Origin of the sequence: Haladaptatus cibarius D43 (genome assembly GCF_000710615.1) — an archaeon.
Lineage (GTDB): Archaea > Halobacteriota > Halobacteria > Halobacteriales > Haladaptataceae > Haladaptatus > Haladaptatus cibarius.
Map to the genome: position 1 here is coordinate 324,733 of NZ_JDTH01000002.1, position 25,182 is coordinate 349,914.

Annotated in this window: 36 protein-coding genes; 17 read left to right on the forward strand and 19 right to left on the reverse strand. The window is 59.6% G+C overall.

From position 1 onward, the window contains the following. Position 1: 1 nt before the first annotated feature. The 5 genes from thiI to HL45_RS06880 all read right to left on the reverse strand — a co-directional run bounded on the left by thiI (position 2) and on the right by HL45_RS06880 (position 4,724). The gene (gene thiI / locus HL45_RS06860; RefSeq protein WP_049970395.1) at positions 2–1,171 is read right to left on the reverse strand and encodes a tRNA uracil 4-sulfurtransferase ThiI; all 1,170 of its coding nucleotides are present in this window, start codon (positions 1,169–1,171) and stop codon (positions 2–4) included. 99 nt (positions 1,172–1,270) lie between these two features. Beyond that, entirely contained in the window at positions 1,271–2,470 is a 1,200-nt protein-coding gene (locus tag HL45_RS06865) for a methionine adenosyltransferase (protein ID WP_049970396.1), read from the reverse strand. A gap of 59 nt (positions 2,471–2,529) precedes the next feature. Then, on the reverse strand, positions 2,530–3,075 hold the full coding sequence (gene cyaB, locus HL45_RS06870) for a class IV adenylate cyclase (protein WP_049970397.1): 546 nt from the start codon (positions 3,073–3,075) through the stop codon (positions 2,530–2,532). A 40-nt stretch (positions 3,076–3,115) separates the two neighbouring features. Then, positions 3,116–3,535, reverse strand: coding sequence for a hypothetical protein (locus HL45_RS06875; protein WP_144240025.1), 420 nt, complete (start codon positions 3,533–3,535; stop codon positions 3,116–3,118). Positions 3,536–3,794: 259 nt separating this feature from the next. After that, positions 3,795–4,724, reverse strand: a complete 930-nt coding sequence (locus HL45_RS06880; protein WP_049970399.1) for a complex I NDUFA9 subunit family protein — start codon at positions 4,722–4,724, stop codon at positions 3,795–3,797. A gap of 138 nt (positions 4,725–4,862) precedes the next feature. Here HL45_RS06880 and HL45_RS06885 point away from each other — a divergent pair, with 138 nt between their 5' ends. Both HL45_RS06885 and moaC read left to right on the forward strand, forming a co-directional pair. Beyond that, the gene (locus tag HL45_RS06885) at positions 4,863–6,287 is read left to right on the forward strand and encodes a bifunctional ADP-dependent NAD(P)H-hydrate dehydratase/NAD(P)H-hydrate epimerase (RefSeq protein WP_049970400.1); all 1,425 of its coding nucleotides are present in this window, start codon (positions 4,863–4,865) and stop codon (positions 6,285–6,287) included. Further along, a complete protein-coding gene (moaC, locus tag HL45_RS06890) occupies positions 6,280–6,792 on the forward strand; it encodes a cyclic pyranopterin monophosphate synthase MoaC (protein WP_049971932.1) in 513 nt (170 codons plus the stop codon). Before HL45_RS06885 ends, moaC begins: the two co-directional genes overlap by 8 nt. 25 nt (positions 6,793–6,817) lie before the next feature. On the opposite strand, the gene HL45_RS06895 is transcribed toward moaC, so the two are convergent. Then, positions 6,818–7,192 (reverse strand): winged helix-turn-helix transcriptional regulator, encoded by a 375-nt coding sequence (locus HL45_RS06895; protein ID WP_049970401.1) that lies wholly within the window; start codon positions 7,190–7,192, stop codon positions 6,818–6,820. A 248-nt stretch (positions 7,193–7,440) separates the two neighbouring features. Between HL45_RS06895 and HL45_RS21150 the strand changes: the two genes are divergently transcribed. Then, positions 7,441–7,605, forward strand: a complete 165-nt coding sequence (locus HL45_RS21150; RefSeq protein ID WP_162833856.1) for a DUF7331 family protein — start codon at positions 7,441–7,443, stop codon at positions 7,603–7,605. Here the strand turns inward: HL45_RS21150 and hflX are convergent. After that, complete coding sequence (gene hflX, locus HL45_RS06900) at positions 7,602–8,897, reverse strand: GTPase HflX (RefSeq protein ID WP_049970402.1); 1,296 nt, start codon at positions 8,895–8,897, stop codon at positions 7,602–7,604. The genes HL45_RS21150 and hflX overlap by 4 nt on opposite strands. Then, entirely contained in the window at positions 8,894–9,250 is a 357-nt protein-coding gene (locus HL45_RS06905; protein ID WP_084156975.1) for a DUF2209 family protein, read from the reverse strand. The genes hflX and HL45_RS06905 overlap by 4 nt, the downstream gene beginning before the upstream one ends. A 280-nt stretch (positions 9,251–9,530) precedes the next feature. Between HL45_RS06905 and HL45_RS06910 the strand changes: the two genes are divergently transcribed. Then, positions 9,531–9,851, forward strand: a complete 321-nt coding sequence (locus HL45_RS06910) for an FUN14 domain-containing protein (protein WP_049970403.1) — start codon at positions 9,531–9,533, stop codon at positions 9,849–9,851. A 2-nt stretch (positions 9,852–9,853) separates the two neighbouring features. Here the strand turns inward: HL45_RS06910 and gvpO (HL45_RS06915) are convergent, their stop codons facing one another. Further along, positions 9,854–10,381, reverse strand: coding sequence for a gas vesicle protein GvpO, halophile-type (gene gvpO, locus HL45_RS06915; protein ID WP_049970404.1), 528 nt, complete (start codon positions 10,379–10,381; stop codon positions 9,854–9,856). 13 nt (positions 10,382–10,394) lie between these two features. Next, positions 10,395–10,643 carry a gas vesicle protein GvpA gene (gene gvpA, locus HL45_RS06920; RefSeq protein ID WP_049970405.1) on the reverse strand — a complete coding sequence of 83 codons (249 nt, stop codon included), beginning with the start codon at positions 10,641–10,643 and terminating at the stop codon, positions 10,395–10,397. A 236-nt stretch (positions 10,644–10,879) separates the two neighbouring features. Between gvpA (HL45_RS06920) and gvpO (HL45_RS06925) the strand changes: the two genes are divergently transcribed. Together gvpO (HL45_RS06925) and HL45_RS06930 are read left to right on the forward strand one after the other, a co-directional pair. Then, complete coding sequence (gene gvpO, locus HL45_RS06925) at positions 10,880–11,311, forward strand: gas vesicle protein GvpO (RefSeq protein WP_049970406.1); 432 nt, start codon at positions 10,880–10,882, stop codon at positions 11,309–11,311. A 12-nt stretch (positions 11,312–11,323) separates the two neighbouring features. Then, positions 11,324–11,821 carry a hypothetical protein gene (locus HL45_RS06930; protein WP_144240026.1) on the forward strand — a complete coding sequence of 166 codons (498 nt, stop codon included), beginning with the start codon at positions 11,324–11,326 and terminating at the stop codon, positions 11,819–11,821. A gap of 12 nt (positions 11,822–11,833) precedes the next feature. Here the strand turns inward: HL45_RS06930 and gvpA (HL45_RS06935) are convergent, their stop codons facing one another. Beyond that, a complete protein-coding gene (gene gvpA / locus HL45_RS06935) occupies positions 11,834–12,091 on the reverse strand; it encodes a gas vesicle protein GvpA (protein ID WP_049970408.1) in 258 nt (85 codons plus the stop codon). A 195-nt stretch (positions 12,092–12,286) separates the two neighbouring features. Here gvpA (HL45_RS06935) and HL45_RS06940 point away from each other — a divergent pair, with 195 nt between their 5' ends. The 9 genes from HL45_RS06940 to HL45_RS06980 are packed head-to-tail and all read left to right on the forward strand — an operon-like array spanning position 12,287 to position 16,398. Continuing rightward, entirely contained in the window at positions 12,287–12,913 is a 627-nt protein-coding gene (locus tag HL45_RS06940) for a GvpL/GvpF family gas vesicle protein (RefSeq protein WP_049970409.1), read from the forward strand. Continuing rightward, entirely contained in the window at positions 12,910–13,164 is a 255-nt protein-coding gene (gvpG, locus tag HL45_RS06945; protein WP_049970410.1) for a gas vesicle protein GvpG, read from the forward strand. Before HL45_RS06940 ends, gvpG begins: the two co-directional genes overlap by 4 nt. Further along, positions 13,164–13,571: a gas vesicle protein GvpH gene (gvpH, locus tag HL45_RS06950; RefSeq protein WP_049970411.1), complete on the forward strand. Its 408-nt coding sequence runs from the start codon at positions 13,164–13,166 to the stop codon at positions 13,569–13,571. Before gvpG ends, gvpH begins: the two co-directional genes overlap by 1 nt. Continuing rightward, positions 13,564–14,352: a hypothetical protein gene (locus HL45_RS06955; protein WP_049970412.1), complete on the forward strand. Its 789-nt coding sequence runs from the start codon at positions 13,564–13,566 to the stop codon at positions 14,350–14,352. Before gvpH ends, HL45_RS06955 begins: the two co-directional genes overlap by 8 nt. Next, entirely contained in the window at positions 14,345–14,725 is a 381-nt protein-coding gene (gvpJ, locus tag HL45_RS06960; RefSeq protein WP_049970413.1) for a gas vesicle protein GvpJ, read from the forward strand. Before HL45_RS06955 ends, gvpJ begins: the two co-directional genes overlap by 8 nt. Continuing rightward, entirely contained in the window at positions 14,712–15,029 is a 318-nt protein-coding gene (locus HL45_RS06965; protein ID WP_049970414.1) for a gas vesicle protein K, read from the forward strand. The genes gvpJ and HL45_RS06965 overlap by 14 nt, the downstream gene beginning before the upstream one ends. Next, entirely contained in the window at positions 15,022–15,822 is an 801-nt protein-coding gene (gene gvpL / locus HL45_RS06970; protein WP_233274710.1) for a gas vesicle protein GvpL, read from the forward strand. Before HL45_RS06965 ends, gvpL begins: the two co-directional genes overlap by 8 nt. After that, positions 15,819–16,067 carry a gas vesicle protein GvpM gene (gene gvpM, locus HL45_RS06975; RefSeq protein ID WP_049970416.1) on the forward strand — a complete coding sequence of 83 codons (249 nt, stop codon included), beginning with the start codon at positions 15,819–15,821 and terminating at the stop codon, positions 16,065–16,067. Before gvpL ends, gvpM begins: the two co-directional genes overlap by 4 nt. 52 nt (positions 16,068–16,119) lie before the next feature. Further along, positions 16,120–16,398 carry a PRC-barrel domain containing protein gene (locus HL45_RS06980; RefSeq protein WP_233274711.1) on the forward strand — a complete coding sequence of 93 codons (279 nt, stop codon included), beginning with the start codon at positions 16,120–16,122 and terminating at the stop codon, positions 16,396–16,398. Between the two features lie 77 nt (positions 16,399–16,475). Here the strand turns inward: HL45_RS06980 and HL45_RS06985 are convergent, their stop codons facing one another. Beyond that, positions 16,476–17,573 carry an AI-2E family transporter gene (locus HL45_RS06985; protein WP_049970417.1) on the reverse strand — a complete coding sequence of 366 codons (1,098 nt, stop codon included), beginning with the start codon at positions 17,571–17,573 and terminating at the stop codon, positions 16,476–16,478. Between the two features lie 110 nt (positions 17,574–17,683). Between HL45_RS06985 and HL45_RS06990 the strand changes: the two genes are divergently transcribed. Beyond that, positions 17,684–18,646 carry a hypothetical protein gene (locus HL45_RS06990; RefSeq protein WP_049970418.1) on the forward strand — a complete coding sequence of 321 codons (963 nt, stop codon included), beginning with the start codon at positions 17,684–17,686 and terminating at the stop codon, positions 18,644–18,646. Between the two features lie 29 nt (positions 18,647–18,675). Here the strand turns inward: HL45_RS06990 and HL45_RS06995 are convergent, their stop codons facing one another. The 5 genes from HL45_RS06995 to HL45_RS07015 form a co-directional block, all read right to left on the reverse strand. Next, positions 18,676–19,401: a ribosome assembly factor SBDS gene (locus HL45_RS06995; protein ID WP_049970419.1), complete on the reverse strand. Its 726-nt coding sequence runs from the start codon at positions 19,399–19,401 to the stop codon at positions 18,676–18,678. A 54-nt stretch (positions 19,402–19,455) separates the two neighbouring features. Next, positions 19,456–20,214 (reverse strand): archaeal proteasome endopeptidase complex subunit alpha, encoded by a 759-nt coding sequence (psmA, locus tag HL45_RS07000; RefSeq protein ID WP_049970420.1) that lies wholly within the window; start codon positions 20,212–20,214, stop codon positions 19,456–19,458. A 4-nt stretch (positions 20,215–20,218) separates the two neighbouring features. After that, positions 20,219–20,698, reverse strand: a complete 480-nt coding sequence (locus HL45_RS07005; protein WP_049970421.1) for an Rpp14/Pop5 family protein — start codon at positions 20,696–20,698, stop codon at positions 20,219–20,221. A 667-nt stretch (positions 20,699–21,365) separates the two neighbouring features. Next, positions 21,366–21,980: a class I SAM-dependent methyltransferase gene (locus HL45_RS07010; RefSeq protein ID WP_049970422.1), complete on the reverse strand. Its 615-nt coding sequence runs from the start codon at positions 21,978–21,980 to the stop codon at positions 21,366–21,368. Further along, complete coding sequence (locus HL45_RS07015; protein WP_049970423.1) at positions 21,964–22,668, reverse strand: RNase P subunit p30 family protein; 705 nt, start codon at positions 22,666–22,668, stop codon at positions 21,964–21,966. The genes HL45_RS07010 and HL45_RS07015 overlap by 17 nt, the downstream gene beginning before the upstream one ends. A gap of 171 nt (positions 22,669–22,839) precedes the next feature. Between HL45_RS07015 and HL45_RS07020 the strand changes: the two genes are divergently transcribed. After that, on the forward strand, positions 22,840–23,904 hold the full coding sequence (locus HL45_RS07020; protein ID WP_049970424.1) for a phytoene/squalene synthase family protein: 1,065 nt from the start codon (positions 22,840–22,842) through the stop codon (positions 23,902–23,904). Between the two features lie 11 nt (positions 23,905–23,915). Here HL45_RS07020 and HL45_RS07025 read toward each other — a convergent pair whose 3' ends face one another. Further along, positions 23,916–24,500: a hypothetical protein gene (locus tag HL45_RS07025; protein ID WP_049970425.1), complete on the reverse strand. Its 585-nt coding sequence runs from the start codon at positions 24,498–24,500 to the stop codon at positions 23,916–23,918. A gap of 48 nt (positions 24,501–24,548) precedes the next feature. After that, positions 24,549–25,157 carry a hypothetical protein gene (locus HL45_RS07030; protein ID WP_049970426.1) on the reverse strand — a complete coding sequence of 203 codons (609 nt, stop codon included), beginning with the start codon at positions 25,155–25,157 and terminating at the stop codon, positions 24,549–24,551. Positions 25,158–25,182 lie beyond the last annotated feature (25 nt).

Here is a 25,182-nt window from a genome sequence, read left to right on the forward strand (position 1 = left end):
CTCAAAACTCGACGATTTCGACGTTCCTGGCCGCCTCTTTGGCCAACTCAAAAATATCGTCAGGGTCGGCGTTTTGAGCGATTTCGAGGGTCGCATTGGTTTCGGGATAATCCGGCGCGATGCGGTTACAACCCGCCGGAATCGTGGAATCGGTGTACGTGTCGATTTTCCGGGCACGGGCGACGATGTCGCTTTTGTCCATCGTGAGCAGGGGCCGGTGAATCGGCATGGTCGTCGCGGCGCTCACCACGCCGAGATTGCGCGCAGTCTGGCTTGACTTCTGCCCGATGGCTTCCCCCGTGACGATGCCGTGGGCGGATTCCTCGTGGGCAATGTGTTCCGCGACACGGTACATGAACCGCCGGAACGACAGCATTCGGGCCGGGCCGACTTCGTCCGCGAGGCGATTCATCGCCTCGCCCGCGGGGACTTTTCGAACTCGCATGTCGTGATTCGGGGCGTACCGTTTGAGCTTTCGAACCGTCTCGATTGCGCGGGCTTCGTGGTCTGCGCCACCGTAATCGCCGAGTTCGAGATAGACAGGAATCACGGGACTGCCGCGTTTCATCACTTCCCACGTCGAGACGGGCGAGTCGATGCCGCCGCTGACCAGCGAGACGAGTTTCGTCTGGGTTCCGAGCGGCAGTCCGCCCGGCCCGTCGCGTTTCTCGATGAAGACGAACGCCTCCGTCTCGCGGACTTCGACGGAGAACGTGATGTCCGGATTGTCCAAATCGACTTCCGGATTTTCGACCGCCTCCCAGACGGCAGTGCCGCCCTCACGTTCGAGTTCCGAACTGGTGAACGGATGGTCTTTCGAGGCGCGCCGGGCACGCACGGCGAACGTTCCTTCGTCGTAATGCTCTCGTGCGGCGTCGGCCAGCGTCTCTTCAATGAGTTCTTTTTCGGGCGAGACGACGACTGTCGGACTGGCGGACTGAACGCCGAAGGTGTCCGCGGCGGCAGTCGTCGCGTCCTCGACCGATTGCTCGTCCGTGTGAACGAGGAGGCGCGACCAGCGGCGTTCGACTTCCGCATCGATGTTCCTGTCTTCGAGAATCGCGGCCATGTTGTCGCGGAGCCGTCGCTCCATCTCGGTCTGCACTTTCCTGCTTTTCACGCCCACGTCCCCGTGCCGAACGAGGACGGTGTCGGCTCCCGACGGGTGCATAGACGGGCATAGCAGAGGCCATAATAAACGAGTGTCGAAGACGGGTAACGGTTCGAAGGAAGGTACCGGTTCGAAGGAGAGTTACGATTTCGATGCCGGTTAGAACGTTCGAACGTCGCCGTTGACGGCGCGTTCCGTGATGGTCGTCACGTTCGCCAATTCCTCGTCCACGATTGCGACGATGTCGTCTTCGATGTCGGCGAGGGTGACGCCGTCTTCCGTGACGACCTGCGCGTCCGCGACGTGCGGTTCGTCGATTGGGCGGCCGATTTGGGACAGCAGGCGAACCCGCATGTCGCGGATACCATCGACTTCGGAAACGACGGTTTCGGCGATGCTGGTGCTTAGCAGGTTGTAAATCTTTCCGATGTGGTTGACCGGGTTCTTCCCGCTCGTCGCTTCCATGCTCATGGAACGATTTGGCGTGATGAGGCCGTTTGCGCGGTTGCCGCGGCCGACAGACCCGTCGTCACCCATCTCGGCGCTCGTGCCAGTCGTGGTGAGGTAGATGCTGTCCTCCGCGTCGGCGGTGTTGACGTGGATGTTCACCTCGCGGTCGGTGTACTCCTCGGCGACGCCGTGAACGTAGTCCCGAACGTTTTCGACCATCTCGTCGTACCCGTCGCGGTTGTCGATGTAGGAATCCACCATCGCGGCGGCGACGGTCACGTCAATCGTGTCGCGCTCGCGCTTACCCATGATTTTCACGTCCGGGCCGAGCGCGGGGTACTCCGCGACGAACTCGTTGTTGAGTCGGTCTTCCGCGTTCAGGACGATTTGCTCGGTTTCGCTAAGCGGGGCGTGGCCGACGCCGAAACTCGTATCGTTGGCCATCGGAACCGTCGCGCCGTCCTCCGAGAAGACGCTCTGGAGGTCGCCACTGCCTTCGCCGAGTTTCACGTCGAGGATGACGTCCGTGCCGACGTCGAGTTCCGGAATGTTCTCGTTCAGATAGTTGCGGGCCGCTTCCAGTGCGATTGTGTCGGTTGGGATTTTGGTTCCCTCGTACTCTTTGGTCGCACGACCGGTGAGGAGGATGTAGATGGGTTCGACCATTTCGCCGCCGCCGAACTGCGGGTTCGAACTGCCCGCGACGAGTTGCGTTTCGTCCGTGTTGTAGTGGAGTACCTTCCCGACGCGGTCGAGATACGCCTGCGAGAGTGCGCTAGAAACTGCCTCCGCGATACCGTCACAGATAGAGTCGGGGTGGCCGATTCCCTTTCGCTCGACGATTTCGATGTCCTGGTCTTCGACTGCCCGACGGTCAATCGGCTCCACCTGAATGTTCCGCTCTGTCATTATCTCAGGTTCTCAGTCACGGATTCTATAACTTGCGGAAACGGTTTGCCGTGCCAGTATTACTCTCCCGTATCAGCAAGCAACAAACCGAGGTACGACGTTCGGACTTGGTCGTTCGGGTCGAGATTCAAATCAGTGAGGACATCGTACGCCCCCTCCCGCACAGATTCGACATCCGTTTCCGCCGCCTTGGCTTCGACTTCCACGAACTCGCCCAGACCCGTCACTGAATCGAGCGTGACGACGTAGCCGTCCAGTTCGAATCGCTCGCGCTCTTTGTGGACGGTTTCGGTTGCGTCGAACCCCAGCGCGGAAAGCAGTGCATCCACAGTGTCGCCGTCGCCGACGACGGTTTCGTGTTCCTTGCGCGTTTTCGACTCCTCTTCGACCAGTGGGCCTTTGTAGGTCACGACCTCCACGGGTTCTTCGTCTCCCGATTCCCGACGAACCCTGAGGGCTTCGTCGGTTTCCGCGAAATCCCGGTGAGGCGCATTGTAGTAGAAATCCTCCTGCGTGACTTTGCCGAGCAGATTCGCACCGAGTTCGTTCAGTCGATTGCGAACCGCCTCGTGGTCGGCGCGAACCTTCACTTCGACCTCGTACATGTGCGAGGGGATGGCCGGGAAAGGCAAAAGGTGTGTGGAATCACGGAAAACAGTTCGAAGGAGGTGATGAGAGATTCGTCAGATTAGCCCCACGTCGTTCAATCGTCTCCCATCCTCGGGTGAACGCCCACGCGAGAACGTAGCCGCTTACGCTCCCGATGAGCACCGCGACCAGCACGTAGGCGACTGCGGTTGCGGCGAGGAGGAGGCCGATGACGAAACCCATCAGCGTGTAGAATACGAGAAATAAAGCCATCCCTCCTGCCTCCGATGGGTTCTGAAATAGCCCTAACCACGGAAGTAGAATGTCGATGACGAACAGTCCGAGTACGGTTACGACCGGAGCGGAGTGGTGTGCGGTGAACAGAATCGCGTCGGTCGTTTTTGATCCTTCCCCGATTTTGCGTACCAGCAGGCTTCCGCTAAACATCCCGATGAACGAGGGAACCACCAACACCACAACGTGCTACGAGTAGGGCTTCGAAGTGAGCGTCCGGAAGGGAAGATACCCCAACTCATGCCAATAATAGCTACCGGACAGAGCAGGGATGATGAAGTATCGAAAAAGGCCAGCAATCGACGGGAGTGCTCCACTGAGAAGACCGATTTGCATCCTTCGATTCATTCAGTGGCCGATACACCGTTTCAGTATCTTATTATTCAGCTGTTAAGTTCGGGTTCGGAGGTAAAACCGACCGAAACGAGAATCGAGACGGCAGTTACGCCGTTCCCGGCGTCGTTCCGCCTGCCGCACTCGCGCCGGAGCGGTCTTCGACGCCGAGATACTCCGCGAGGGTTCGCAGGTCGTTCGGGTCGCGGTCGAACGACGAAACGTCGTTCTGCGCGACCGTATTGTCGAACTTCAGGGAGCGATACTGGTCAGGCCCCATCGGAATGAACGAGAGTGGGCCAGCGAGGCGCAACCCGATTCCGGCGAGTGGCATGGGAATCGGCAGGATGGTAACCGATTTCCCCTCTGCTCGATAGGCGAGTTTCGTCACGTCGGCGAGGGTAAGAACTTCGGGGCCACCGAGTTCGACCGTCTGCCCGACGTGTGAATCATCCTCCACGCAGTCGGCCAATATGGGCGCGAGGTCGCCGACCCAGATGGGTTGGAAGCGCGTTTTTCCGCCGCCGGGAAGTCCGGTCACGTAGGGCGTGGTCAGGACTTTCGTGAACGAAACGAACTCGCCGCCGTCGCCGAACACGACGGAGGGCCGGACGAAAACCCAGTCGAGCGACGAATCCCGAACGACTTCCTCGGCTTGCCCCTTCGTCCGGATGTAGGCGGTTTGCCCGTCCGGGTCTGCGCCGAGGGCGCTCATCTGGACGAGTTTCGGAACGCCGTGTTCCTCGCAGGCGCGGACGACGTGTTTCGTCCCACCGAGGTGGATTTCCTCGTGGCCCGGCCCGGAGGGCTGAAACAGCGGGGAGAGTGCGACGAGATTGACCACGGCGTCCTGTTCGGCGAACACGCCGTCGATTGAGTCGTAGTCGGTTACGTCGCCCGAAACCGTCTCGACGCCAGCGGGGAGGTCGGCTTCCTCGGGCGACCGCGCGAGTACGGTCACGTCGTGGCCGCGCGCGTCGAGTTCCTTTGTGAGAGCCGTTCCGACGAAACCACTGCCGCCGACGATGAGTACTCGCATACGTCTCACTTCGACGCGTGGGGGCTTTACGTCACCCCCTGACGTGTTGGCCATGGCCTGTCATCGGTGTCGAAAACGGACTGTTCAATCCGCCACACACCCACAACGTTAACCCCGAATCCGGGCGAACAACCGCGTATGATTACCGCAGACAGGATGACCGCGGTTGACCGAAACGCCGAGGCGCTCGGTGTGCCGCGCAAGCAGTTGATGGAGTCGAGCGGCAACGCCATCGCCCGCGAAGTGCGGGAAATCGCCGACCGCGGCGAGAAAATCGTCGTCGTCGCAGGTCGGGGCAACAACGGCGGAGACGCCTTCGTCGCGGTTCGATTTTTGCAGGAGTACGATGTGACAGTCCGCCTGCTCGGGCGCGCCGAAACCATCGGCACGGACATCGCCCGCGAAAACTGGGAAGCCCTCCAACGGTCGGAGTACGACACGACGGAGGTGACCGACTCCAAAAACCTCGACTTGCCCGACTGTGATCTCGTCCTGGATGCCATGCTCGGAACCGGCGTTACCGGGGCGCTCCGCGAATCGGAAGCGACCGCCGCCGAGCAAATCAACGACTCCGACGCGGCCGTTCTCGCGGTTGACGTGCCGTCCGGAATCAACGCGGATACCGGAGATGCGGAGGGAACCGCGGTCAAAGCAGACCGCGTCGTCACCTTCCACGAAACGAAACCCGGACTCTCGGGTTTGGACTGCGACGTGACAGTTGCCGACATCGGAATCCCATCCGCCGCGGAGACGTTCGTCGGCCCGGGTGACCTTCACGGCGTTCGGGGCAACGTGGGTGGCCGCGTGTTCGTCATCGGCGGGGGCCCGTACACGGGCGCACCAGCACTCGCGGGGCAGTCTGCATTGCGGGCGGGAGCAGACCTCTCGTTCGTCGCCGCACCCGACACCGTGGCGGGCGAAATTCAGGGGTACGCAGAAGACCTCATCGTCCAACCCTACGAGGGCGACCGACTCACGCCCGAGCAGGTCGATGGACTGGTTGAAACGGCGGAATCCTACGACGACACGGTCGTCCTCGGGCCGGGACTGGGGAACGCGGGGGAAACCATCGAAGCCACGGTTCAGTTCCTCGAATCGTTTTCGGGTCGAGCGGTCGTCGATGCCGACGCGCTTCCCGCGATTCCCGATCTCGATACGGAAGCCACGCTGGTCTGCACGCCGAACAGCAAGGAACTCGCGGAGTTGGGCGGCCCGGAGGCCGAAAATCTGCGCGATGTTACCGACGAAATCGAAACGCTCGCGGACGACCTCGGCCACGTCGTGCTGGCGAAAGGTGCGACCGACGTGATTTCGGACGGCGGGCGGACGCGAGTCGTCCGAACTGGAAATACGGGAATGAAAGTCGGCGGAACGGGCGACGTACTCGCCGGAGTCGTCGCGGGACTGTTCGGAACCACCGACGCCTTCGATTCCGCCTGCGTCGGTTCCTATGTCAACGGACGGGCGGGCGATTTGCTGTACGACGAATACGGCGAGGGCTTGCTCGCATCCGATATGTTGGAGACGGTTCCCCGCGCAATCTGGGGTGACGACGATGAATGAGGATTCACCAGACGACGAAACGACCGACGAAACCCTGACGCACACCGACGATTCTGGCGAGGTGCAGATGGTGAACGTGGGCGAGAAACCGGACACTTCGCGCCGAGCGGTCGCGGAGGGAGAGATTCACCTTCAGCCATCGACCATCGAAGCCATTCGGGACAACGACGTGAAAAAGGGCGACGTGCTGGCGACCGCGCGAATCGGCGCTGTGCAGGCGGTCAAACACACGTGGGAGACGATTCCGATGTGTCACCAGATACCGATTACGAACGTGGACACCGATTTCGCCGTCCATGACGACCACGTCGTGCTGACCGTTGCTGTCGAGACGACCGGAAAAACCGGCTGTGAGATGGAAGCGTTGGAGGGCGTCACGACCGGACTGAACGTCGTCTGGGATATGGTAAAAGCCGCGGAAAAGAACGCGGATGGAAACTATCCCGACACCGCGATTCGGAACGTTCGAGTGGTAGAGAAGGTAAAGAAGGCCGTCTCAGGATAGGGGGAGAGAGCGCGGGAAGCGGCAGTTACGCGACGGAGGAATTTTTGTCCTCCGTGGGTGCGAGGTACTCTGCTCCCCAGTCGCGCATAGCGAAGATGACGGGTTGCAGAGATTTTCCAATCTGTGTCAGCGAGTATTCGACGCGAACCGGTTTCTCGCTCACGATGTCGCGGTTGACCAGCCGTTTTTGTTCTAAATCGCCCAAACTGTCGGAAAGAACTTTGCTCGAAATGCCGTCCACCTCTTCTTTGAGTGCGTTGAATCCGAGTGGGCCGTTTTCGAGCAGTCGGTGGACGATAACGGGATGCCACTTCTTTCCGACGAGATTCGCCGTCGTGGTGATCGGACACCAGTCTTCGCCCGCACACCACATCTCCAACTGCCCGGAATCGTCGTTCATGAACTGATCGAGGAATCCGAGCAACAAAAAGTTACGTTTCGAAATTGACTTACCACTAGTAATCTACTTCGTCAGGGTATCGGAAATGGGACAGCAGGGAGATGTGGAAGGTGATTCCCACCGAAACCTTCTAATCCGACCGCCCCCTATCGAATACCGCCGTAGTTTGACAATAGGTAACACTTATCACTATCTGGTTGCTACCTACTACCGTAGGGTAAGTCGATAACGACACGCTACTCACTGGTATGACCCCGAGCAAGCACGAAGCAGACGATTCCCGAGACGGCCGGGACGACGACCGATACGCCGAACTGGAAGTCCAAGACGACGCGGTCTTGATCTACGACCGAAAGAAAAACACCGCGTGGATTCGCTCGAACGGGGCTGTAGCGCTTTCTTCGATGATTTAAGCCGACGGAACTGCCGTCAAATCGCTCGCTTTTGCCCGCGATTGTTGGACAATTGATGGTCGAGCCTCGAACTCGACGACCACCTCGTCGTCGGTGTACGTGACATCTTCGACGCGCCCGTGGTCGTGAACCCACGAAACGACGCTCATCGTTTCGTCGGTCATCGGCATGACCAACCGTTCGAACTGCCAATCGGGAAGTTCGATGTCGATGCGGCGTTTCAGTTCGTCGATGTTCGTTCCCGCCTGTCCGCTGATGGCCACCGGACTCGGCGCGAGTGCGGACAGCGCCTTGCGCTTTTCTTCGAGTTCCTCGTCGCTCACGGCGTCGATTTTGTTCAGCACCGTGACGATGGGTGCCTGATTTCGCTCGTATAATGTGTCGTGACAGGTGACGAGTTTCTCGCGGATTTCGTCTATCGGTTCGCTCACGTCCACGACGAGCAGGACGAGGTCGGCGTAGTACACCGCATCCAGCGTGGATTTGAACGATTCGACCAGCCAGTGGGGTAAGTCGCTGATGAACCCGACCGTGTCCGTGACGAGCACGTCCCGAGGGTCGATTGCCGCCTTTCGCGTGGTCGTCCCGAGGGTGGTGAACAGGCGATCTTCGGACTCCGCGGTCGGGTCTAAATCTGGGTGCAGGTCGTCGTTCGCGCCGATTTCCAACTCCTCCGAGAGCTGTCGAAGAAGGGTGGATTTTCCAGCGTTGGTGTAGCCCGCGAGTGCCACGAGGTCGAACCCGGACTCCCGCCGTTTCTGCCTGCGGTCTGCTTCCTTGTTCGCGATGGCGTCGAGTTCGTTTTTGATTCGGCTAATCTGGTCTTTGATGTCCTGTTCGTGACTCTCGTCGTACTCACCGAGGCCCATGAAACCCGGTCGCTCGTCGCGCTTTGCGAGACTCGTTTTCGCCTCGACGCGCGGGAGTTCGTACCGCAGTTCGGCCAACTCGACCTGCAACTGGGCTTTGCGCGTCTGCGCGCGCTGGCCGAAGATTTCGAGGATGAGTCGGAACCGGTCGATTACTTTGGTTCCATCCGGTAACCGTTGCCCGAGGTTGTAGGTCTGATACGGGCCGAGTTGGTTGTCGAAGACGACCAACTCGGCGTCCGTTGCAGTCACGGTCTGGACGAGTTCCGCGACTTTTCCCTCGCCGAACTGGAACGCGGCGTCCTCCTCACGCGACTGTGTGAGTTCACCAGCGACTTCGTAGCCAGCGGCGTGGGTCAAGTCCCGTAGTTCGTCCGTGTGGGCAGTTCCTGAGTCTACTCGTTTTGTCAGTATCGCTTTCATAGGAGTAGTTTGCGGGCGGCGTACGCGGCGTGGTGTGCGGCCTGCACGGTTTCACGTTCAGCTATGCTCTCTACGTACTTAAATTCAGGTTCGAAATGCTGTTCGACCATCCAGTCGGGTTCTTCGTAAAACTCGCCGCGCTCGGCGACGACCGGGCCGTCTGCCGGTTCCGGGAGGTCACTGACTGCATCTGCAACGAGTTCCGTAATGGCCGAAAGCGTCGGTCGCTCGTGACTGACCGAAAACCCCACCCCCCGAATGCTCTGAACGCGCGTCGTTCCGACGGTTGCGTGGACGGCGGCGGCTACCATCAGGTACTCGCCGTCTTCCTCGTGACGGCCGCTGATGTCGATGCCGACCACGTCAGCCGTGCCGGGCCTTCACCACGATTCGTGCCACGTTTCCGTACACAGTCGCCCGTAAGCCACGCTGGTTCTTCAATCTCCCGCCGACTCGGAACGAGGGTCGAATAGAACTGTTGCTGTTCTACCCGTTGATAAATACATATTTCATATCATTGTGTTTTTGTTGCTCCGACTCATCGTACCACTTTGAAACTGCTGTACCAGACTACCGACTTGTCTGGATATATAAACCACAAAATTCTTAATGTGTCGCTATCCTGAATCGGACATGCAACTCGGGATAGAGCCACAACAACTCGGACTGGAGTTCGGGGGCGGTGCCTTCATCGGCGGCATCATCGGTTTCGCCGCGAAGAAGGTCGCCAAACTCATCGCCGTCATCGTCGGCCTCGAGCTCGCCCTGTTCAAGTTTCTCGAATCGCGCGGAATCATGTCTGTCGATTGGGACAAGCTCTCGGCTGGAATGCTCAAATCGACCGAGGCCGCACAGAGCGGCGCGCCGCCGTCGTGGGTTACGACCCTCCTCTCGACGCTCTCCGTGAGCGCCGGATTCGTCGGCGGTTTCATGCTCGGTTTTAGAAAAGGGTAGTTTTACTGTTCTCGGTCGTCTCCTCGCCGATATCGTTCTCGCAGTCGATAGCCGGTTACGTTTCCAGATTCGTCCAGCGACACCGCATACTGACCGAGGATGTCCTGCGTGTCCGGAATCGAACTTCGTTCGACCATCTCGACCACAACTTGCCAACCGTCGTCGTCCTCGCTTATTTCGATGATTCCGTCAAGTGGATGGCCGACGAGGTCGCTGGCAACGTCCTCTATCGTTCCCCTGACGGCCATCACGTCGAACTCGCCATTCTGCTCCGCGTTTTCCGTCGTGCTGTCGGACTCCGTCTCTTCGTCGCTCTGTTCAGTTTCTTGGCTCACGTCGTTTTCCTCGTGTGCATCACCATCGTCTTGGGTATCGTCGTTTTGGCCATCGTCGCTCTCCGCGCTTTCATCAGCAGAGTCTATCGTCTCGTCGCTTGAATCGTGCTGGTGACAAAAACCGTCGTCTTGTGCCGGACGAGAGCACCGCTCGCCGTCCTCGGTGAGTGCCCGGCACTGCTCTACTTCCGACATGGCTACGACGTGATTATGACGGTGCGACCTCGACTTCTTCGAGGCTGACATCGTCGGATGCCGTTGCTTGCTCTATCCTCGACATTTCCTTCGCATAGTGGAGGAACGTGTCCACAGATGCGACGACGACACGCGCTTCGACCGTCAGCACTTCGATGCCGACGACGGAGATGCGTGCCCACACGTCGATGACGACGCCTTTGTCGAGGATTCGGTCTAGAACGTCCGCGAGACTGGAGGTGTCAGGTCCTGCTTGTACCATTGGTAATCGACGGGAGTCTACTCCCGATGATACGTAGTCGTGCAGAACCATATATCACGGTTGGGGCCGCCGTTGCAAGGGCTTTTTAAAGAAAGCGAGACGGTAAAAATTGGAAAGTGGATGGAGAACGCTGAAAACATCCAATATCGAGCGTTCACGAATGAAATATCGAGTGAACTCCTCGGGAGGCACACGAGTTATCATTCTTCGTCTCGACTCGTTTGCGGGGGCAAACGATGAGCGAACAAGCAAACGAAGGAAACGACGAGTTCGACGACGTGCTTTCTCGCCTCGAAAACGCTGTCGAGGAGTCCCGGGGGGACGAGTCCTCGAAACGCGCGAAAAGAGATGAGAAGTCGGAACGGCTCACACCGAGCGGCGAATTAGACATTCGTGGTGCGAGGGACGTAGGGCGAACCGTCGCGGGGTCGTTGACTGATTCGCCGCTTGACGGCGTCGTGGAAGTCGAACACCTCGGTGAAGAAGGCTGGCGCGTCGTCGCCGAAGTCGTCGAGCGAAATTCGATTCCGGACACGCAGGACATTCTCGGGAGATACGTCATCAGTCTCGACGCGACGGGGAACGTCGAAGGATACGGGCGCGCCGGACGCTACCGGCGGTCGAGCTTCGACCACCAGCGCGACGCGATTGCCGCCGATGAACGCTGAATGGGGGCGACCATGAGTGAAAACGAAGGTGAAAACACACAGTCGATACCGGAACTGCTCGAAGCGGCCATGCAGGTCGAGTCGGACGACCAGTCGTCGGACGACCGAACGAAGAGGGGTTCGCTCGGGCGACATCTCGGAGGGATTGTCGGATGTGGAGTCGGACTGGTCGTCGGACGAAAGCTCGGGGAGTCGCTTGAAATGCGGGTCGAAGGCCACCCCGAGAGGATAAAATTGGAGGCGTCGCAGGAGGAACGACTTCGAAAGCGCGTCCAAAATGCGTTGGACGTGAGTAAGCGGGAGGCAAAGCAAATCATCGCCGCTGCGGACATCCGCGGCGACGAAGCGGTCGAAGACGCCGAACCAGAAACCGAGAACGAGAACTCCGAAACTGAGCCGGAAGACGAGTCCGGCGGACGACCCGATTTGAACGACCTCTCCGACGACGACCTCCGGTCGTTGGCGAATGACTTGTTCGACGAACTCGAACGAAGAAAAGCGGCGCAGTGATGCGGTCGGACGCTAGGCGGGAACTGCCTCTCGCCGTGGGACATCGCTCGGCACATCTTCGGCGGCGATTTCGCCGCTCTCGATTGTACCGATTTCCGCACAGTAGTGCAGAAACGTATCTATCGACGCGACAACGATGCGCGCTTCGACGGTAATCAGTTCGAGTCCGACGATGGCGATGCGCGCCCACAGGTCAATGACGATTCCCTTGTCGAGGATTCTGTCCAGTACCTCTGCGAAGTTCGAAGTGTTCGGTTCCTCTCGTGTCATTGTTCACCACCCTGCACACGCCCTACGAGACGAGTTGACGTGTACTTTGAGGCCTATCTGCGGGCGATGTATCGCCTTCCGGAGTCCAATGATTTACGTCGAATGAGGCGCGTGCTTGCAGTTTCCGCCACACGACTTATTAACGCACGCGGCGTCACGTCACAGCAAGGGAAAGCGGACGCCCTACTACTAACGATGAGTTCGAACCGATACGTCTACGGAGTTGTCGAAAAGGCCGACTTCGAGTTTGATGCCGATGCGGTTGCTGGCGCAGACCGAGTGTATACCGTGGACTACCGGTCGCTTTCCGCGGTCGTCTCCGACATCGACACCACCGACCCCGAACGAACCGACGAGGACAGCAAAGCCCACGACGAGGTGCTTCGGCAAGTGCTCGAACACGACGACGTCGGCGCTGTCGTCCCGATGCAGTTCGGCATGGCGTTCAAGGACAACCGCACGCTGAAAAGTGTCCTCCGAAGCGCGATGCGAGCGTTCAGAAAAGCCCTCCGCGAAGTGGACGGCCACGTCGAACTCGGCGTCAAACTCGTCGCCGACGAAGACGCGGATTACTCGCGGGACAGCATCCGTGAGGACGTAGGAGAACGCCTCTCGGCGCTCGCAGAGAGCGAAACGGAAGACGACCTCTTCAGCGATCGCCTCGTCCTGAATCGCTCGTATCTCGTCGCGATGGACGACCGAGAAGCGTTCGATGACGTAGTCGCCGACGTGCGCGAGGAGTACGACGACCTCACCGTCCAGTACACTGGCCCGTGGGCACCGTACAACTTCGTGGACATCCACATCGGGGCACAGCGATGATTCTCGTGGACGATTTGCTGTTCAGGCCGCTCGTGTCCATCGCGGACGTGCTCCACTCGCTGGCAGTGGACGAAATGTACGACGTCGAAGGAGTACAGGACGAACTCAAGGAGACGCACCTGTTGTACGAAATCGGCGAGTTGTCGCACGAGGAGTACGAACGGAAGAAGGCGACGCTCGAAGAGCGGCTCGAAATCGCGGAAGACGCTCACGAACGATTGCGGAGCGGGAAAGTCGAGGTAAAACGATAATGGGACTCATCAACCGACTGGCTCGATTGGCGAACGCGCTGGCAGAAGACAGCACGACCAGAACACACACCGGCGAAATCGGTGGTACCGGCGGGCGAATCAGCTATGCTGTGTCGCTCGGCCCCGCCGAGTCGGAGCGCCCCCGCCAGCGAACGTACCGCCCGAAATATCTGACCGACGTTCGGAAAGAAAAAGACGACCTCGTCGTTGCAATCGACCTTCCGGGAGTGTCGGAGGACGACCTTTCGGTCACGTTCGACGACGAGACGAACATAGTAGAAATCCGGGAGGAAGAACGGCCGATAAAACGGCTCGGACTTCGGTGGGAGGACGTCGTCATCGAGAAAGCGACGTACAACAACCAGATACTCGAACTACGAATCGGGGGGGACACGCAGGATGGATAGCGACCGACTCGAATCATTTACGAAGAACGTCCAGTCCGGAATCAGCCGTCTCGAAGCGGCCTTCGATTCGTCGGATTCGTTCGAAGACGTGTCGGCCGAAGCGACGAAACTATGGGAACTACTGGACGAAGGCGAGGACGTACTGGACGAACTCGACCTGACCGACCTACCGGACATCGTCGATGCGGGGGACGTGCCGGAGGCTATCGACGTAGAAGACCTACCAGATGCGATTTCGGAGGGTGACCCGAAAGAGGCCATCGACACGATAGGACTCGTGAGAGCAATCGAACTCCGCGAACTGTGGAATTCGACGGATATGCGGGAACTCTGGCGGGAGGCCCGCGAGTTCGAGGACGCCGTCACCGATTTCACAGGCGATTCGGAGGGAGACAGCGACGGCAGTGACGGAATGCTGTCGGGGATGGGCACCGACATGGATGTCGGGATGGACGGCCCCGGCATCGACACCGAGATGGATTCGGAACTGTACCAGTCGAAGATACAGTCGGAACTGCACGACAGCGTCGAATCCTTCCGCGGAAAACTGCTCGAAACCCGCAACAAACTCGCGCAAATCAAGAAGGAAAACGAGTCGAAGGGGAACATCGGCCAGCCAAACTCGCGCAACCCGACTGCGTACTCCACGATGGCAGGGTCGCGCCCGGACATGGGGAAATCGACGCACTTCTCGACCGTTCCGACGGAGACGCGATACTCCTCGGCCCCGAACTCGAAACGAATCTACGGCAGGCGATTCGAGGAGGAAGACGATGCGTGAAACCGGGCCGACGCGTAGTCAGTCCGACCTCGCGGAAATGCTCGAACTACTGCTGGACAAGGGGGTCGTCATCAACGCCGACATCGTCGTGACGGTCGGGGAAACCGAACTGCTCGGCGTGAAACTCCGGGCCGCCATCGCGTCGTTCGAGACGGCCGCGCAGTACGGACTCGAATTCCCGGAGGGAACCGACATGGAACGCGTCAACGAGGCCGCAGGCGTGGAAGAACTCGCCGAGACGGAAACCGTCCCCGTCGAAGCGAGCAGTGACGACTCCGAGGAAGAATCGACAGACAGCGAGGAAGACGCTGACGAGACAGAAGCCGAGGAAGAAGCCACGCAGACCGCGGAGGCGGAGAATGACGGCGATTGAGATCGACGAGGACGACGCGGGAAAAGGACTCATCTCGCTCGTCATCACGGTAGTCGAACTGCTGGTCGATGCGTTGGAGCGTGAGGCGGTTCGGCGAATGGAGTACGACGACCTTTCTCCGGAAGAAATCGAACGTCTCGGGTCGCAGTTGATGGCGTTGGAGGACGAACTCGAACGCCTCAAAGAGTCCGAAGGAATCGAGCGCGACGTCGAAAACCTTCGGGGCGATTTGGACGACCTGCTGACGGACGCGCTGGTCGATGTCGCCAACCGCGAACCCGGACTGGAGGGATTCGGTGACTGAGCAAGTTGAAGAGTTCGAAGTCGGGCGCTACCTCTACTGCGTGGTCGCGGTAGGCGAAAACGGCTCGGACGATTCGTTTTCCATGTCGGGAATTGACGGCGAACCCGTAACCGTCCTCACCGAAAACGGCGTCGGGGCAGTCGTGCAGGAGTGCGAGTCGCCCTACGACACGGACGACTTGGAGACGGTACGCGACTGGTTGCTGACCCATCAGGAGGTCGTGGACACCGCGGGACAGACTTTCGGAACGCCGCTTCCGTTCCGTTTCGACACGATTCTCAAAGGCGACGACGAGCGCGTTCGGACGTGGATAGCCGACCAGCAGGACACGCTCGAAAGTCATCTTGCCGAGTTCGAAGGCCACTGGGAGTATCGCGTCGGCGTGGCGTGGGACGAAGAACGGGTTCGGGACGAACTCGAATCCGAGGACGAGGAACTGGCCGACCTGCGCGAACGAATCGACGATTCGGAGGAAGGAACCGCCTTCCTGCTCGAAAAGCAGTACGACACCCGAATCCGTGACCTTCGACAGGCGCGCAAGGAGTCGCTAACGAACCGCCTTCGTGAGAGCCTCGAACCGCTGGTTCGGGAGTTCGACGTGTTGGATTCGAACAGTGGCGTTCTCGGCGATGGCGCGTCCGACGAAGTGGTACAGGTCGCGTTCCTCGCGCACGAGGAACGCGAAACCGACATCGGGGAGATGCTGGACGACATCGCGGCAGACCCGGGTGTCGAAGTGCGGTTTACCGGGCCGTGGCCGCCCTACTCGTTCGCGCCGGAGTTAGAGGCATGAACCCGACGAAAGACGACCACGCCGTCGTGGATTTGCTTGATGTGCTCCTTCGGGATGGGGCCATCATCCAAGCGGACGTGGTCATCACGGTTGCGGATATTCCGTTAGTCGGCCTGAGCCTCCGCGCCGCAATCGCTGGGATGTCCACGATGACCGACTACGGCTACTTCGAGGAGTGGGATGCGGTACAGCGCAAACTCGCCGAGGCACCCGACGACCATCCACTACTTCCCGGGAAGGACTAACACGGATTCCGGTTGCGATTTTTCGCCGTATAAGCAACCTGCACTGGCAACCATGGCGACTACTGATAGCGATAGCGCAATCACGACTGCGATGGCAACAACCCAAATCACGGACGACGACGAGGGGAAGAAGGTAGTAGACCAAACTGGCGACGACGTTGGCATCGTCGAGGAAGTCCGGCACGGAACGGCACACATCAATCCAAGTCCGGGCATCACTGACAAAGTGAAATCGAAACTCGGGTGGGGAGACACGGGCGAAGACACCTACCCACTGCAAGAAGAGATGGTGGACTCCATTACGGACGACGAAGTTCGCTTGAGCCAGTAGGCTCTCACCCGAGGCTCCAATTCACGTAACTCGGTTGTCACACCGTCTGGCGCGATTACGCGGAAGACGCAACTGCACTACTGTTTTTTCGACGGATCGGAACCTATCGCAAGTGACGACTGTGCCGTCACTTGCTCCCCGCGAACCAAATCTCCGAACGCGAGTCCGGCGAACTGCGTGACGAGAACGAGCACCAACGGCCCGAGGAAGATACCGTACCAGCCGAAGAGGATACCGCCGAGAACGTAGGCGAACATCACCAGTCCGGTGTGCGTCGTCCGACCCGAGATGTAGGGTCGGACGACCATCTGGGGGAGCAAATCGAGGACGACGAGCGAGACGAGGAAGAAGGCCAGCGGAAACCAGAACAGTCGCGGGGTGGTCTGGAACACCTGCCAGCCCAGATACGCCGTCACGGGAACGTAGACCAGTTTGCCGACGACGATGGGGACGAAGGTTGCGAGCCCCGTCAACAGCGCCAGAAGGGTCGGAATGGGGAACGATATTCCCGAGGGGGCTACCGACGCGAATCCGTTGTACACGACCGTCGCTACAACGCCCACGAGTAGAACGGTGAGAACGTTACCGAAATACACCGTGGCGAGGTCGCTATCGACCGCAGAGAGGTACGCGACGAGTGCGCTATCTTCGCCTACTTCGTCGCGGAACCAGTCCGCAAGGCGGTCGTCGTCTCGAAGTGCGAAGAACGCGAGCGTGATGGCCAAGAAGAAATGGAGGAGGCCGCGAGCGACCGCTCCGAGCGACTGAATCGCGGTCGTGAGTTCGCCGCGGAACTGGCCGAGGTTCGACCCGAGCAGTTGGCGAGGATTGGAGAGCACGTCGGGGACGTTGTTGGAACCCGGAACGAGTTGTGCGTAGTAGGTTTCGATGCCCGTACCGGTGAACGCGCTGAGTTCCCGTATTCCGACTGCGACGGTGTACGCGACTAACAGCAGCGCAGGCAGTGACACCAACAGAAGCGTCGCTCCCGCTGAAATGCTTCGAGATGGCGCGTACTCCGACACGCGTCGATACACGGGGCGTGACCCGTAGTAGATGAACAGGCCGAGGACGAGCGTGCCAACAATCGAGTAGGCGACGAAAAGGAGACTCGCTAGAAGAACGAGTGCGAGAACCCACCAACCGACTCGTGACCGAGTTTCGGGAAGTTGCATTGTAGGTGTGCCAACGACCTTCCAACAAAAATTTCTGCTTGCGTGGTCTGATGATAGTACCATTTCCCCGGCCATTCGCTTTTTTACCGGGTGAACAGTAGTAGGGAAAGATGTTAGACGAATCCGTCGCTAATCCGGACGACGATGGGGGAGTCGGGGAGTGGGTGTTGCTCTCGGGAAATCGGTTCGTTCTCACTGCCGCAATTTGTATCGCGGTCGTCGCAATTCTCTCAGTGTTGACCGCAGTCGGGGCCATCTCGGTGGGGTTCAAAAGTTCCGTTCGAAGTCTCCTGTCGAGCGGCATCGCCTCCGGCTTGCTCACGCTCATCACAGTTGCGCTATCTATCAACCAACTCATCCTCTCGCGGGTGTTCGGGTCGCCCAACGAACTCACGGACAGACTCGATGGGACGCTCGAATTTCGTCGAACCGTCGAGAAAATCGCCGGGCGGTCGTCCAGTCCGACCGACCCGACGGATTTTCTCGCCCTCGTCTTCGAGACGATTCACGACCGAACGGCGAACCTCGACCTCTCCTCGATAGACGACGAAGCGGGCGAGTATCAGTCTACATTCGCCTCCTACGCAGAGACCATCGGCGAGCGAGTGCAGAACCAAGACAACATGGTGGGCGTCCTCTCGGAAATCGTCGGCACGGAGTACGCCGAGTTCATGGCCGCGACTCGGTACGTTCGAAACGAGTTCGACGACGAACTTTCGGAATCTGAACAGTCGGGACTGGAAGACATCTTCGAACTGCTCAAATCCATCGCCATCGCCCGGCAGTATTTCAAAACGCTGGCCATTCAACAAGACCTCGCCCGACTCTCGCGGTTCGTGGCATACTCCGGTCTTGCGGCGTTCGTCACCACCATCTGTCTCACCCTCCTGTACAAATCGAGTTCGGGCGCGTACATCGGTCAACCCGACCTCTCAATCGTCGTTATCCTCGGGTTCGGAATTATCGTTAGCCCGCTCGCGGTGCTCATCTCCTACATCCTCCGCGTTGCGACGATTGCGCGCTACACGGTTTCGGTCGGGCCGTTCGTCCCGCCGAAAGAAGAAGCCGAATAAGTCGGGCGAATCGGTTCGTTCGATTTCGACTACCGGGTTTTCAGGTCGTCTTCGTCCTTGATGATTTGCGTCTCGGCCTCGCCGCTCGTGTGCTCGTTCACGAGGTCGTAGAACTCGTTTTGCATTCCTGCCGGGAACGTCATGACGCCGACCCACGAGCCGTCGTTTTGCCACTCTTCGCGTTCCAAATCGCCAAACTGCCGAATCCGTGCCTGCGCGCTTCCGGCGTAGTCCGCGGGCACTTGTACCGCGATGGTCACCTCGTCGAATCGAATCGGAATCACCGGACGAAGCGCCTCTAGCGCGTCGTCAACCTGCTGGCCAACCGGTTCCATCGGGTCGATGGTAAATCCTGCTTCGTCCAGCGCGTTCTCGATGCGTTCCGGCGGATGCGGCGCGTTGTCCATCTGCGGGTTGACCGCGTTGCGCGTGATGCGGTTGACCAACTGCTTGTGCTTCTGTTCTTGCATCTCTTTGCGCTGTTCCGCCGTAATCTGAATTTCCCCGCGTTCGATTACCTCGGGAATGATTTCCAGCGGGTCGGTCGTCTCGAAGACTTCCTCTAAATCCTCCTCGGCGGGTCGGTCGCCCCGACTCGCGTTCTCGAACACGTCTTCTGCGGCGATGACGTCCTCGATGTCGCCGTCGAACTCGCCGCGTTTGATGGCGAGTGCCGCGTCGGGGTCTACCAACACTTCGAACCGCGCGCCGTGTGATTCCAGACGCGCCGTCACTGCCTCTTCGAGTGATATCATACCCGGAGGTAAACGCGCGTACCTAAAAGATGTTTCCCGAAGAAAACGTCGAATTTACTCTTCCGACTCGTCTTCGTCCTCGTCTTCGAGGATGTCGAGTTCGTCGAGGTAGCCCTCGACTTCGTCGTCGTCCAGCATTCGGAACTGTTCGCTCTCCACGTCAACCGTGGCGAGGCCGACGCTCGTCGGCGAGAGTTGGTCGTCGTTGACTGTACCGAGGGCCGAAAGTGCGAGGTCGATGCCGCCATCCAAGTCCATGCCCTCACTGTAGTTCGTTTCGAGGTAGTCCTGAATCTCGCCGCGGTCTGCGCCGACTGCGAGCGCTTTCCACTCGTATGGCGTGCCCGAGGGGTCAGTCTCGTACAGGCGTGGTTCGCCGTTCTCGATGCCGCCGATAATGAGCGCGACACCGAACGGGCGCGCGCCGCCGACCTGCGTGTACTGCTGGATGTGGTCGGTGACTTCCTTGGTCAACGTCTCGACGCCGATTGGTTCGCCGTAGCGGAGGCGGTTGATTTGCGTCTGTCGTCGCGCGAAGTCGATGAGTTGGCGAGCGTCCGCGACGTGGCCCGCGCTGGCGATGCCGATGTGGTCGTCGGACTTGTGAAGTTTTTCGACGCTCGTGCGCTCCATGAGCGGCGACCGCGTGCGTTTATCGACGGCGAGGACGACGCCGCCCTCGGTTCGAACGCCGATGCTTGCGCTTCCTCGTTTGACGGCCTCGCGTGCGTATTCGACTTGGTAGAGGCGGCCGTCCGGGGAGAAAATGGTAATCCCGCGGTCGTACGCCTGCTGTTGGGCTTGTCCTTGCATAGTATCACTCGAAATCGAGTTCCGTCGCGCCGACGAACGCGCTATCGACCTGTACGTCCAACATTCCGCCCCGAACGACGGCCGGCCGTTTCGCGTCCGCAAACACGACGCTTCTCTCCCCCGAAACTTCCCTGCGGCAACCTAAATACTTTTCTTCACAACCCCGCACCGTCCCGCTTATACCGCGGACGAAAACGCCGACGGGGTTGCCATGCACCTCGTCGATGCAGGCCAGCGCCGCCCGTGCTTGGTCAGTGTGCCCGCGGCGAACTCGGACGAGCGCCTCGCCTTCGCCGTCTTCGAACTCGAAGTTGTACACCGTGAGGTCTGCGTCCGCGCTTCCGGCGTCACCGAGCAGGTTCTGCGCGGCGAACCAGAGGTTTCGCTGGAACGCTCTGCGGTCGATGTCCGCGTCGGGCCAGCCTTCGAGGCCGACCGCGAGGTAGCGCCAGTGCGGGCGAAGGTGTTTGGGCAAGTGTTTCATTTCGGGGTTCTGGTTTGTGGGTTGGTCGTCGGTGGGTTTCAATCGTGTGTTCTCGCGGCGATGATGTGGTGAGTTTGGCGAGTTTTAGGCAATTGGAATTGGAGAAGTATGCAAAGTGGAACCGAAGTAAGCAACAAAAGAAAACGGGACGGATGGGTCGCTAGGTATTGCAGGCAACAATGAAACTGCCACCGCACCGCCAGTGTCTCCACTCCTCCCCGCCAGCGCAGAGGTGCATTCGTGCCTCACTGTCGTTCGTCACTCATGCGAACGCGCTGGCGCAACCATGTGGCTGAGTAAGCAAGCGATGTGGCGCGCGCTGGCGAGGCTTCGAGGAGTTACCTCCGAGAAGTCTTGCTGCCAGCGTGCGAGGGATGACCGAGTGAAACGAGGGAATTGGTTGGGGGGGCGTGTGGCCTTTGCGGCGTGGAGGCGGTCGTTTGGAGTCGGGACTTGTTGCCGATAAAACTCCACCACTCTCGGTGTCATCTCGCAGATTTCGTTGTCGTGGCGATCATGTGTTGTCGTGACTTGCTTCCCAAAGACGGAACCGAGTTCACATCGCGCGCCACTGGTTCTCATGAGAGTTTTAGTGGAGTCACAAATCGCCAACTATACAGAACAACCCTAAAGCGGGAACAATCGACACCATACCCCCTAACTGCGATTATTCCCCGTATCGCTCTGCAACCAGCACGCCGACTTGCTCGTGAACGCGCTCGACGGCAGTCAGCGAAAATCCGTTGTCCGTCAGCACGTCTGCGAGATGGCCGACCGTCGAAGGGTCATCGACTTCGGGGCTGTAAAACGGCTCTTCGGGGTCTGGCGTGCCGAAGAACATCACGTCGCCCAACACGAATTTCTCCGGTGCGAGTCCAGCAATCACTTCGATTGCTTCGCGCTTTTCCTCCTCCGAGAGGTGGTGCATGGCGAAGTTGGAGACGACGACGTCGATGTCCTCCCCTTCGACATTCGGCTCCCGAAATCGACCCGCTCCGAACTCGACGTTTTCGAGTGCGTTTACCTCGGCCTTCTTCCGGCCTTCGTCCATCATCCCCTCGCTGATGTCGCGGGCGACGACTCGCTTCGCGTCGGGTGCCAGCGCGAGTGCGATGGCACCGGTTCCGGTTCCCAAATCGAGGACGGTGTCTTCTCCGCTCGGGTTGGCGTGTTCGACCACGAGGCTAACGCAGGCGCGGTACTCGTCGCTGTCCTGTGAGTCGTCGTAGTCGCCAGCGATTTTTGAAAAGCGGTTTGCGTGTTCTTCAATCGTCTTCTTCATACCGCCCACGTTTCACGCCGGGGGCTATGAAATCGTCGGAGCGAATCGTTCGGTTTCGCTCGGCCAGTTTCTTCCACTCCCGAAGCCCCGTCTCGACCTGCTCGGCGGAAAATCCAATCGTCTCGCCGACGGCCACCAGTTCGCGGGGGGCGCGCAGTTGCAGATGGGAGTGTGCGTCCGCGCTGACGACGAACGGCGTGTCGTATTTCGTGACGATTTCGCGTAGTTTCCGTAGGTCTTTGATGGCCTGCACCCGCCTTCCGCCGTCGGCGCGGAGGACGCGCGAGAAGTTGAACTCGACCCTGACGCCGTGTTCTTTCGCGGCTTTTGCCAGCACGTGATTGAAATCGCCGCGATTCTCCATGGGATGGGCGAGCACGTCGATTCGCTCTTCCTCAACGGCGAAGCGGTTGAGTTTCGACGTGCCGCCGTGAAACAGGAGAATCGTCGATTTCGGTCGGAAGTTTCCGACGTGCCCGCTGGCCTGTGAGGGGTTGTCCGCGCGGATTTCGAGGCCGTCAACTACGTCCACGTCGTATTCGTCGCTTACCTTCTCGGCGTCGAACTCCCCCCGCGAATCGCCGTGGTTCCGGACGACGATACCGTCGAATCCGTACTCTGCGGCCGTGGCCGCAAAGCGCGCGACGGTGCTGTCCCCGTCCGGAACGGCGTGGACGCTTTCGTACATCGTTCGACTGTCGGACAGCGTGAGACTTGGTGCTTGCGACTCTCCGCGATTATTTTTTCTCTGCCTGCTCGCTCGATTCGGAAGGGATTTGCCTTTCGGACCGAACAGGACACGTAAGCCCAAGGGGTTTTGCCGCTTCGAAACTAAGGGCCGAAAAGGTTCAGTAACAGAATGGACAGCCACCCACCGACTCCCGCGAGTTCCGACCAGTCAACCCGCGCCGACCTCGATTGGTGTCACGAGGCGGTGCAAGGGGTTTCCCGCACGTTCGCCATCACAATCGACTTACTCGAAGAGCCGATGGCGGATGCCATCTGCGTCGGTTATCTACTCTGTCGCGTCGCGGATACGATTGAGGACGCAGGACACATCCCACCGGACGAACAGACGCGTCTCCTCCAGCAGTACAACGACGTACTCGACCCCGACGAACCGACAACGGTAGACGAGTTTCACGCCAGCGCGGAGCAGTGGATTCCGGACGACGGGGGCGACGACTGGGCTGTCGTCGAACACGCCCCCCGAGTGGTGGATACGTTCGCAACCTGCCCGGAATCAGTCCGGCAAGCAGTCAGACCGCCGGTTCGGGAACTCGTCGGCGGGATGGCGATGTTCGTGGAGCGCTACGACGACACCGGTGGCCTCCGCATCCGCACGCTTCCGGAACTCGAAGAGTACTGTTACTACGTCGCGGGAACGGTCGGCGAACTCATCACGAACCTCGTCTGTCGCGGCGCGGACGACGACCAAGCCGACCGACTGCGGGAAAATTCGGAGTCGTTCGCCCTCCTCCTCCAACTGGTGAACGTCTCGAAGGACGTGTACGTGGATTACCACGACGAGAACAACGTCTACCTCCCGGCGACGTGGCTGGACGACGAGGGCGTCCCGCAGGACGCCCTCTGCGACCCGGAACATCACGACGACGTCGCGGGTGTCGTCGCCCGCACCGCGGAGCACGCAGATGGCTTCGCCGACGACGCCCAAACCTACTTGGAGAGCATGCCACAGACGCAGGGCAATCGCCTCGTCGCGTGGACGATTCCGTACCTCCTCGCGGTCGGTACCCTCCGCGAGGTGAAAAAACGTCCCGAAGACGCCCTTCGGCGCGCCGGAATCAAGGTGTCGCGGGAGGAAGTGCACGCGCTCATCGGTTCGCTCTCGGGCGGCGTTGACCGCGACATGCTCGGCGAACTGCGCCGGACGATTGCGGAGCGGCCCTTCCATCGGGCCTAACTGAACTGGTTTTACGTCGAAGGACTGGACACCGTCGCGTTCGCCCACGTTCGTTCCGGCTGAGCATTCGGTGTAAAACGGTCACACTCCGACCTGAGTGGACTCGTAACCGAAGCGGAACAGCCGGAGTAGTTCCCGTTTTCCAGCCAGAGAACACGATATCCGTGTGCATCAGGCAGGATTCCCTCCGGTGACCCTCCCGAAAGTTCGAGCGTTAGCCGGTACCGGACGGCCGTCTGGCAGGCGTCGTCCGACGACCCGTCGGACTCCGAATCGAGGTGAACCCGGAACGTGCTCATGTCGGCCCCGGGGGGAGACGTTCGCTCCGTCCAAATCGAGATGTTGGCGTCGGCGCTGTTCGTCCGTATTGTCGTCGTTTTAGACATTTTGCCGCCACCCGTCGAGGAACTCGCATACTTGCGCATCTCGTCAACACAACCGGAGTCCAATCGCTCGAACTCCGTGACCGTCATCTCCGTCGGGCCGGTGTGGTCTGAAAACAGCGGGAGCGCGTTGACCCCGTTCGGACTGCCCCCGACGATGACGATGCCGACGATGGCGACGAGGAGGAGGACTCGTTTCGGGTCGGAAACCATACGTCGGGATTAGATGGAGAGCTGATAAGAACCCCGATTTGTCAGTAGTTATTGGGTCGGCGGTGTTGAACTCCCGGGTGCAGAATCAACAAAGTTCGCAAACCACCCCGACAGGAAGAACAGCCACGTCGTAGAGAGAGCGACACCGATTCCGACGACGACTGCTTGGACGAGGAACGTCGGTTCGCCGACGAATGCGTTGCTGAGGATGACCATTCCACCATAGACAACGAGGAGCGGCCACCCGATGACGACGCCGAGGAGTCGAACGAGCGTTTCGACTTCTTGCGGAAATACGAGTGTTGACGCAGTCACGAGGTACGTTCCGAGCGCAATCGAGATGAGCGCGAACGCGACAAGCGCCGTGTTCGACGGCCGAAACAGGAGGCGCTTCCATCCCGACAAGGAATCGTCCCTAGAATCCGGATTTAAAACACGAACCACGAGGAACGCGACGAGATAGCTTACCGCGATTGCTCCGGCAGTTAGCGCGAGGATTCGCGGAAGCATCGTCAGCAGTTCGGCAGTTGTCGGATGGCTCACGGCGCTGAAACCGGTATCCCGAAACACGAACCAGAGCTGTGGATAGAGGGTCGCGGCGAACGGGAACGCGAGACTTCGACTGGGACGAAGTGCGCGGAGTTTGGGGAGGGCCATTGGTTAATATTCGTTCTCGTATGGT

Coding starts and splice junctions, on each gene's coding strand:
- HL45_RS07015 (WP_049970423.1), bottom strand. CDS start 22,668: ATGTACGAAAGCGTCCACGCCGTTCCGGACGGGGACAGCACCGTCGCG.
- gvpA (WP_049970408.1), bottom strand. CDS start 12,091: ATGACACGAGAGGAACCGAACACTTCGAACTTCGCAGAGGTACTGGAC.
- HL45_RS07030 (WP_049970426.1), bottom strand. CDS start 25,157: ATGGCCCTCCCCAAACTCCGCGCACTTCGTCCCAGTCGAAGTCTCGCG.
- gvpG (WP_049970410.1), top strand. CDS start 12,910: ATGATTCTCGTGGACGATTTGCTGTTCAGGCCGCTCGTGTCCATCGCG.
- HL45_RS06995 (WP_049970419.1), bottom strand. CDS start 19,401: ATGATATCACTCGAAGAGGCAGTGACGGCGCGTCTGGAATCACACGGC.
- HL45_RS06910 (WP_049970403.1), top strand. CDS start 9,531: ATGCAACTCGGGATAGAGCCACAACAACTCGGACTGGAGTTCGGGGGC.
- gvpO (WP_049970404.1), bottom strand. CDS start 10,381: ATGTCGGAAGTAGAGCAGTGCCGGGCACTCACCGAGGACGGCGAGCGG.
- cyaB (WP_049970397.1), bottom strand. CDS start 3,075: ATGTACGAGGTCGAAGTGAAGGTTCGCGCCGACCACGAGGCGGTTCGC.
- HL45_RS21150 (WP_162833856.1), top strand. CDS start 7,441: ATGACCCCGAGCAAGCACGAAGCAGACGATTCCCGAGACGGCCGGGAC.
- HL45_RS06880 (WP_049970399.1), bottom strand. CDS start 4,724: ATGCGAGTACTCATCGTCGGCGGCAGTGGTTTCGTCGGAACGGCTCTC.
- gvpM (WP_049970416.1), top strand. CDS start 15,819: ATGAACCCGACGAAAGACGACCACGCCGTCGTGGATTTGCTTGATGTG.
- HL45_RS06930 (WP_144240026.1), top strand. CDS start 11,324: ATGAGTGAAAACGAAGGTGAAAACACACAGTCGATACCGGAACTGCTC.
- HL45_RS07010 (WP_049970422.1), bottom strand. CDS start 21,980: ATGAAGAAGACGATTGAAGAACACGCAAACCGCTTTTCAAAAATCGCT.
- HL45_RS07020 (WP_049970424.1), top strand. CDS start 22,840: ATGGACAGCCACCCACCGACTCCCGCGAGTTCCGACCAGTCAACCCGC.
- HL45_RS06980 (WP_233274711.1), top strand. CDS start 16,120: ATGGCGACTACTGATAGCGATAGCGCAATCACGACTGCGATGGCAACA.
- gvpA (WP_049970405.1), bottom strand. CDS start 10,643: ATGGTACAAGCAGGACCTGACACCTCCAGTCTCGCGGACGTTCTAGAC.
- moaC (WP_049971932.1), top strand. CDS start 6,280: ATGAATGAGGATTCACCAGACGACGAAACGACCGACGAAACCCTGACG.
- HL45_RS06895 (WP_049970401.1), bottom strand. CDS start 7,192: ATGAACGACGATTCCGGGCAGTTGGAGATGTGGTGTGCGGGCGAAGAC.
- HL45_RS06965 (WP_049970414.1), top strand. CDS start 14,712: ATGACGGCGATTGAGATCGACGAGGACGACGCGGGAAAAGGACTCATC.
- psmA (WP_049970420.1), bottom strand. CDS start 20,214: ATGCAAGGACAAGCCCAACAGCAGGCGTACGACCGCGGGATTACCATT.
- HL45_RS06985 (WP_049970417.1), bottom strand. CDS start 17,573: ATGCAACTTCCCGAAACTCGGTCACGAGTCGGTTGGTGGGTTCTCGCA.
- HL45_RS06940 (WP_049970409.1), top strand. CDS start 12,287: ATGAGTTCGAACCGATACGTCTACGGAGTTGTCGAAAAGGCCGACTTC.
- thiI (WP_049970395.1), bottom strand. CDS start 1,171: ATGCACCCGTCGGGAGCCGACACCGTCCTCGTTCGGCACGGGGACGTG.
- gvpJ (WP_049970413.1), top strand. CDS start 14,345: ATGCGTGAAACCGGGCCGACGCGTAGTCAGTCCGACCTCGCGGAAATG.
- HL45_RS06955 (WP_049970412.1), top strand. CDS start 13,564: ATGGATAGCGACCGACTCGAATCATTTACGAAGAACGTCCAGTCCGGA.
- hflX (WP_049970402.1), bottom strand. CDS start 8,897: ATGAAAGCGATACTGACAAAACGAGTAGACTCAGGAACTGCCCACACG.
- gvpO (WP_049970406.1), top strand. CDS start 10,880: ATGAGCGAACAAGCAAACGAAGGAAACGACGAGTTCGACGACGTGCTT.
- HL45_RS07005 (WP_049970421.1), bottom strand. CDS start 20,698: ATGAAACACTTGCCCAAACACCTTCGCCCGCACTGGCGCTACCTCGCG.
- HL45_RS06885 (WP_049970400.1), top strand. CDS start 4,863: ATGATTACCGCAGACAGGATGACCGCGGTTGACCGAAACGCCGAGGCG.
- gvpH (WP_049970411.1), top strand. CDS start 13,164: ATGGGACTCATCAACCGACTGGCTCGATTGGCGAACGCGCTGGCAGAA.
- HL45_RS07025 (WP_049970425.1), bottom strand. CDS start 24,500: ATGGTTTCCGACCCGAAACGAGTCCTCCTCCTCGTCGCCATCGTCGGC.
- HL45_RS06990 (WP_049970418.1), top strand. CDS start 17,684: ATGTTAGACGAATCCGTCGCTAATCCGGACGACGATGGGGGAGTCGGG.
- HL45_RS06865 (WP_049970396.1), bottom strand. CDS start 2,470: ATGACAGAGCGGAACATTCAGGTGGAGCCGATTGACCGTCGGGCAGTC.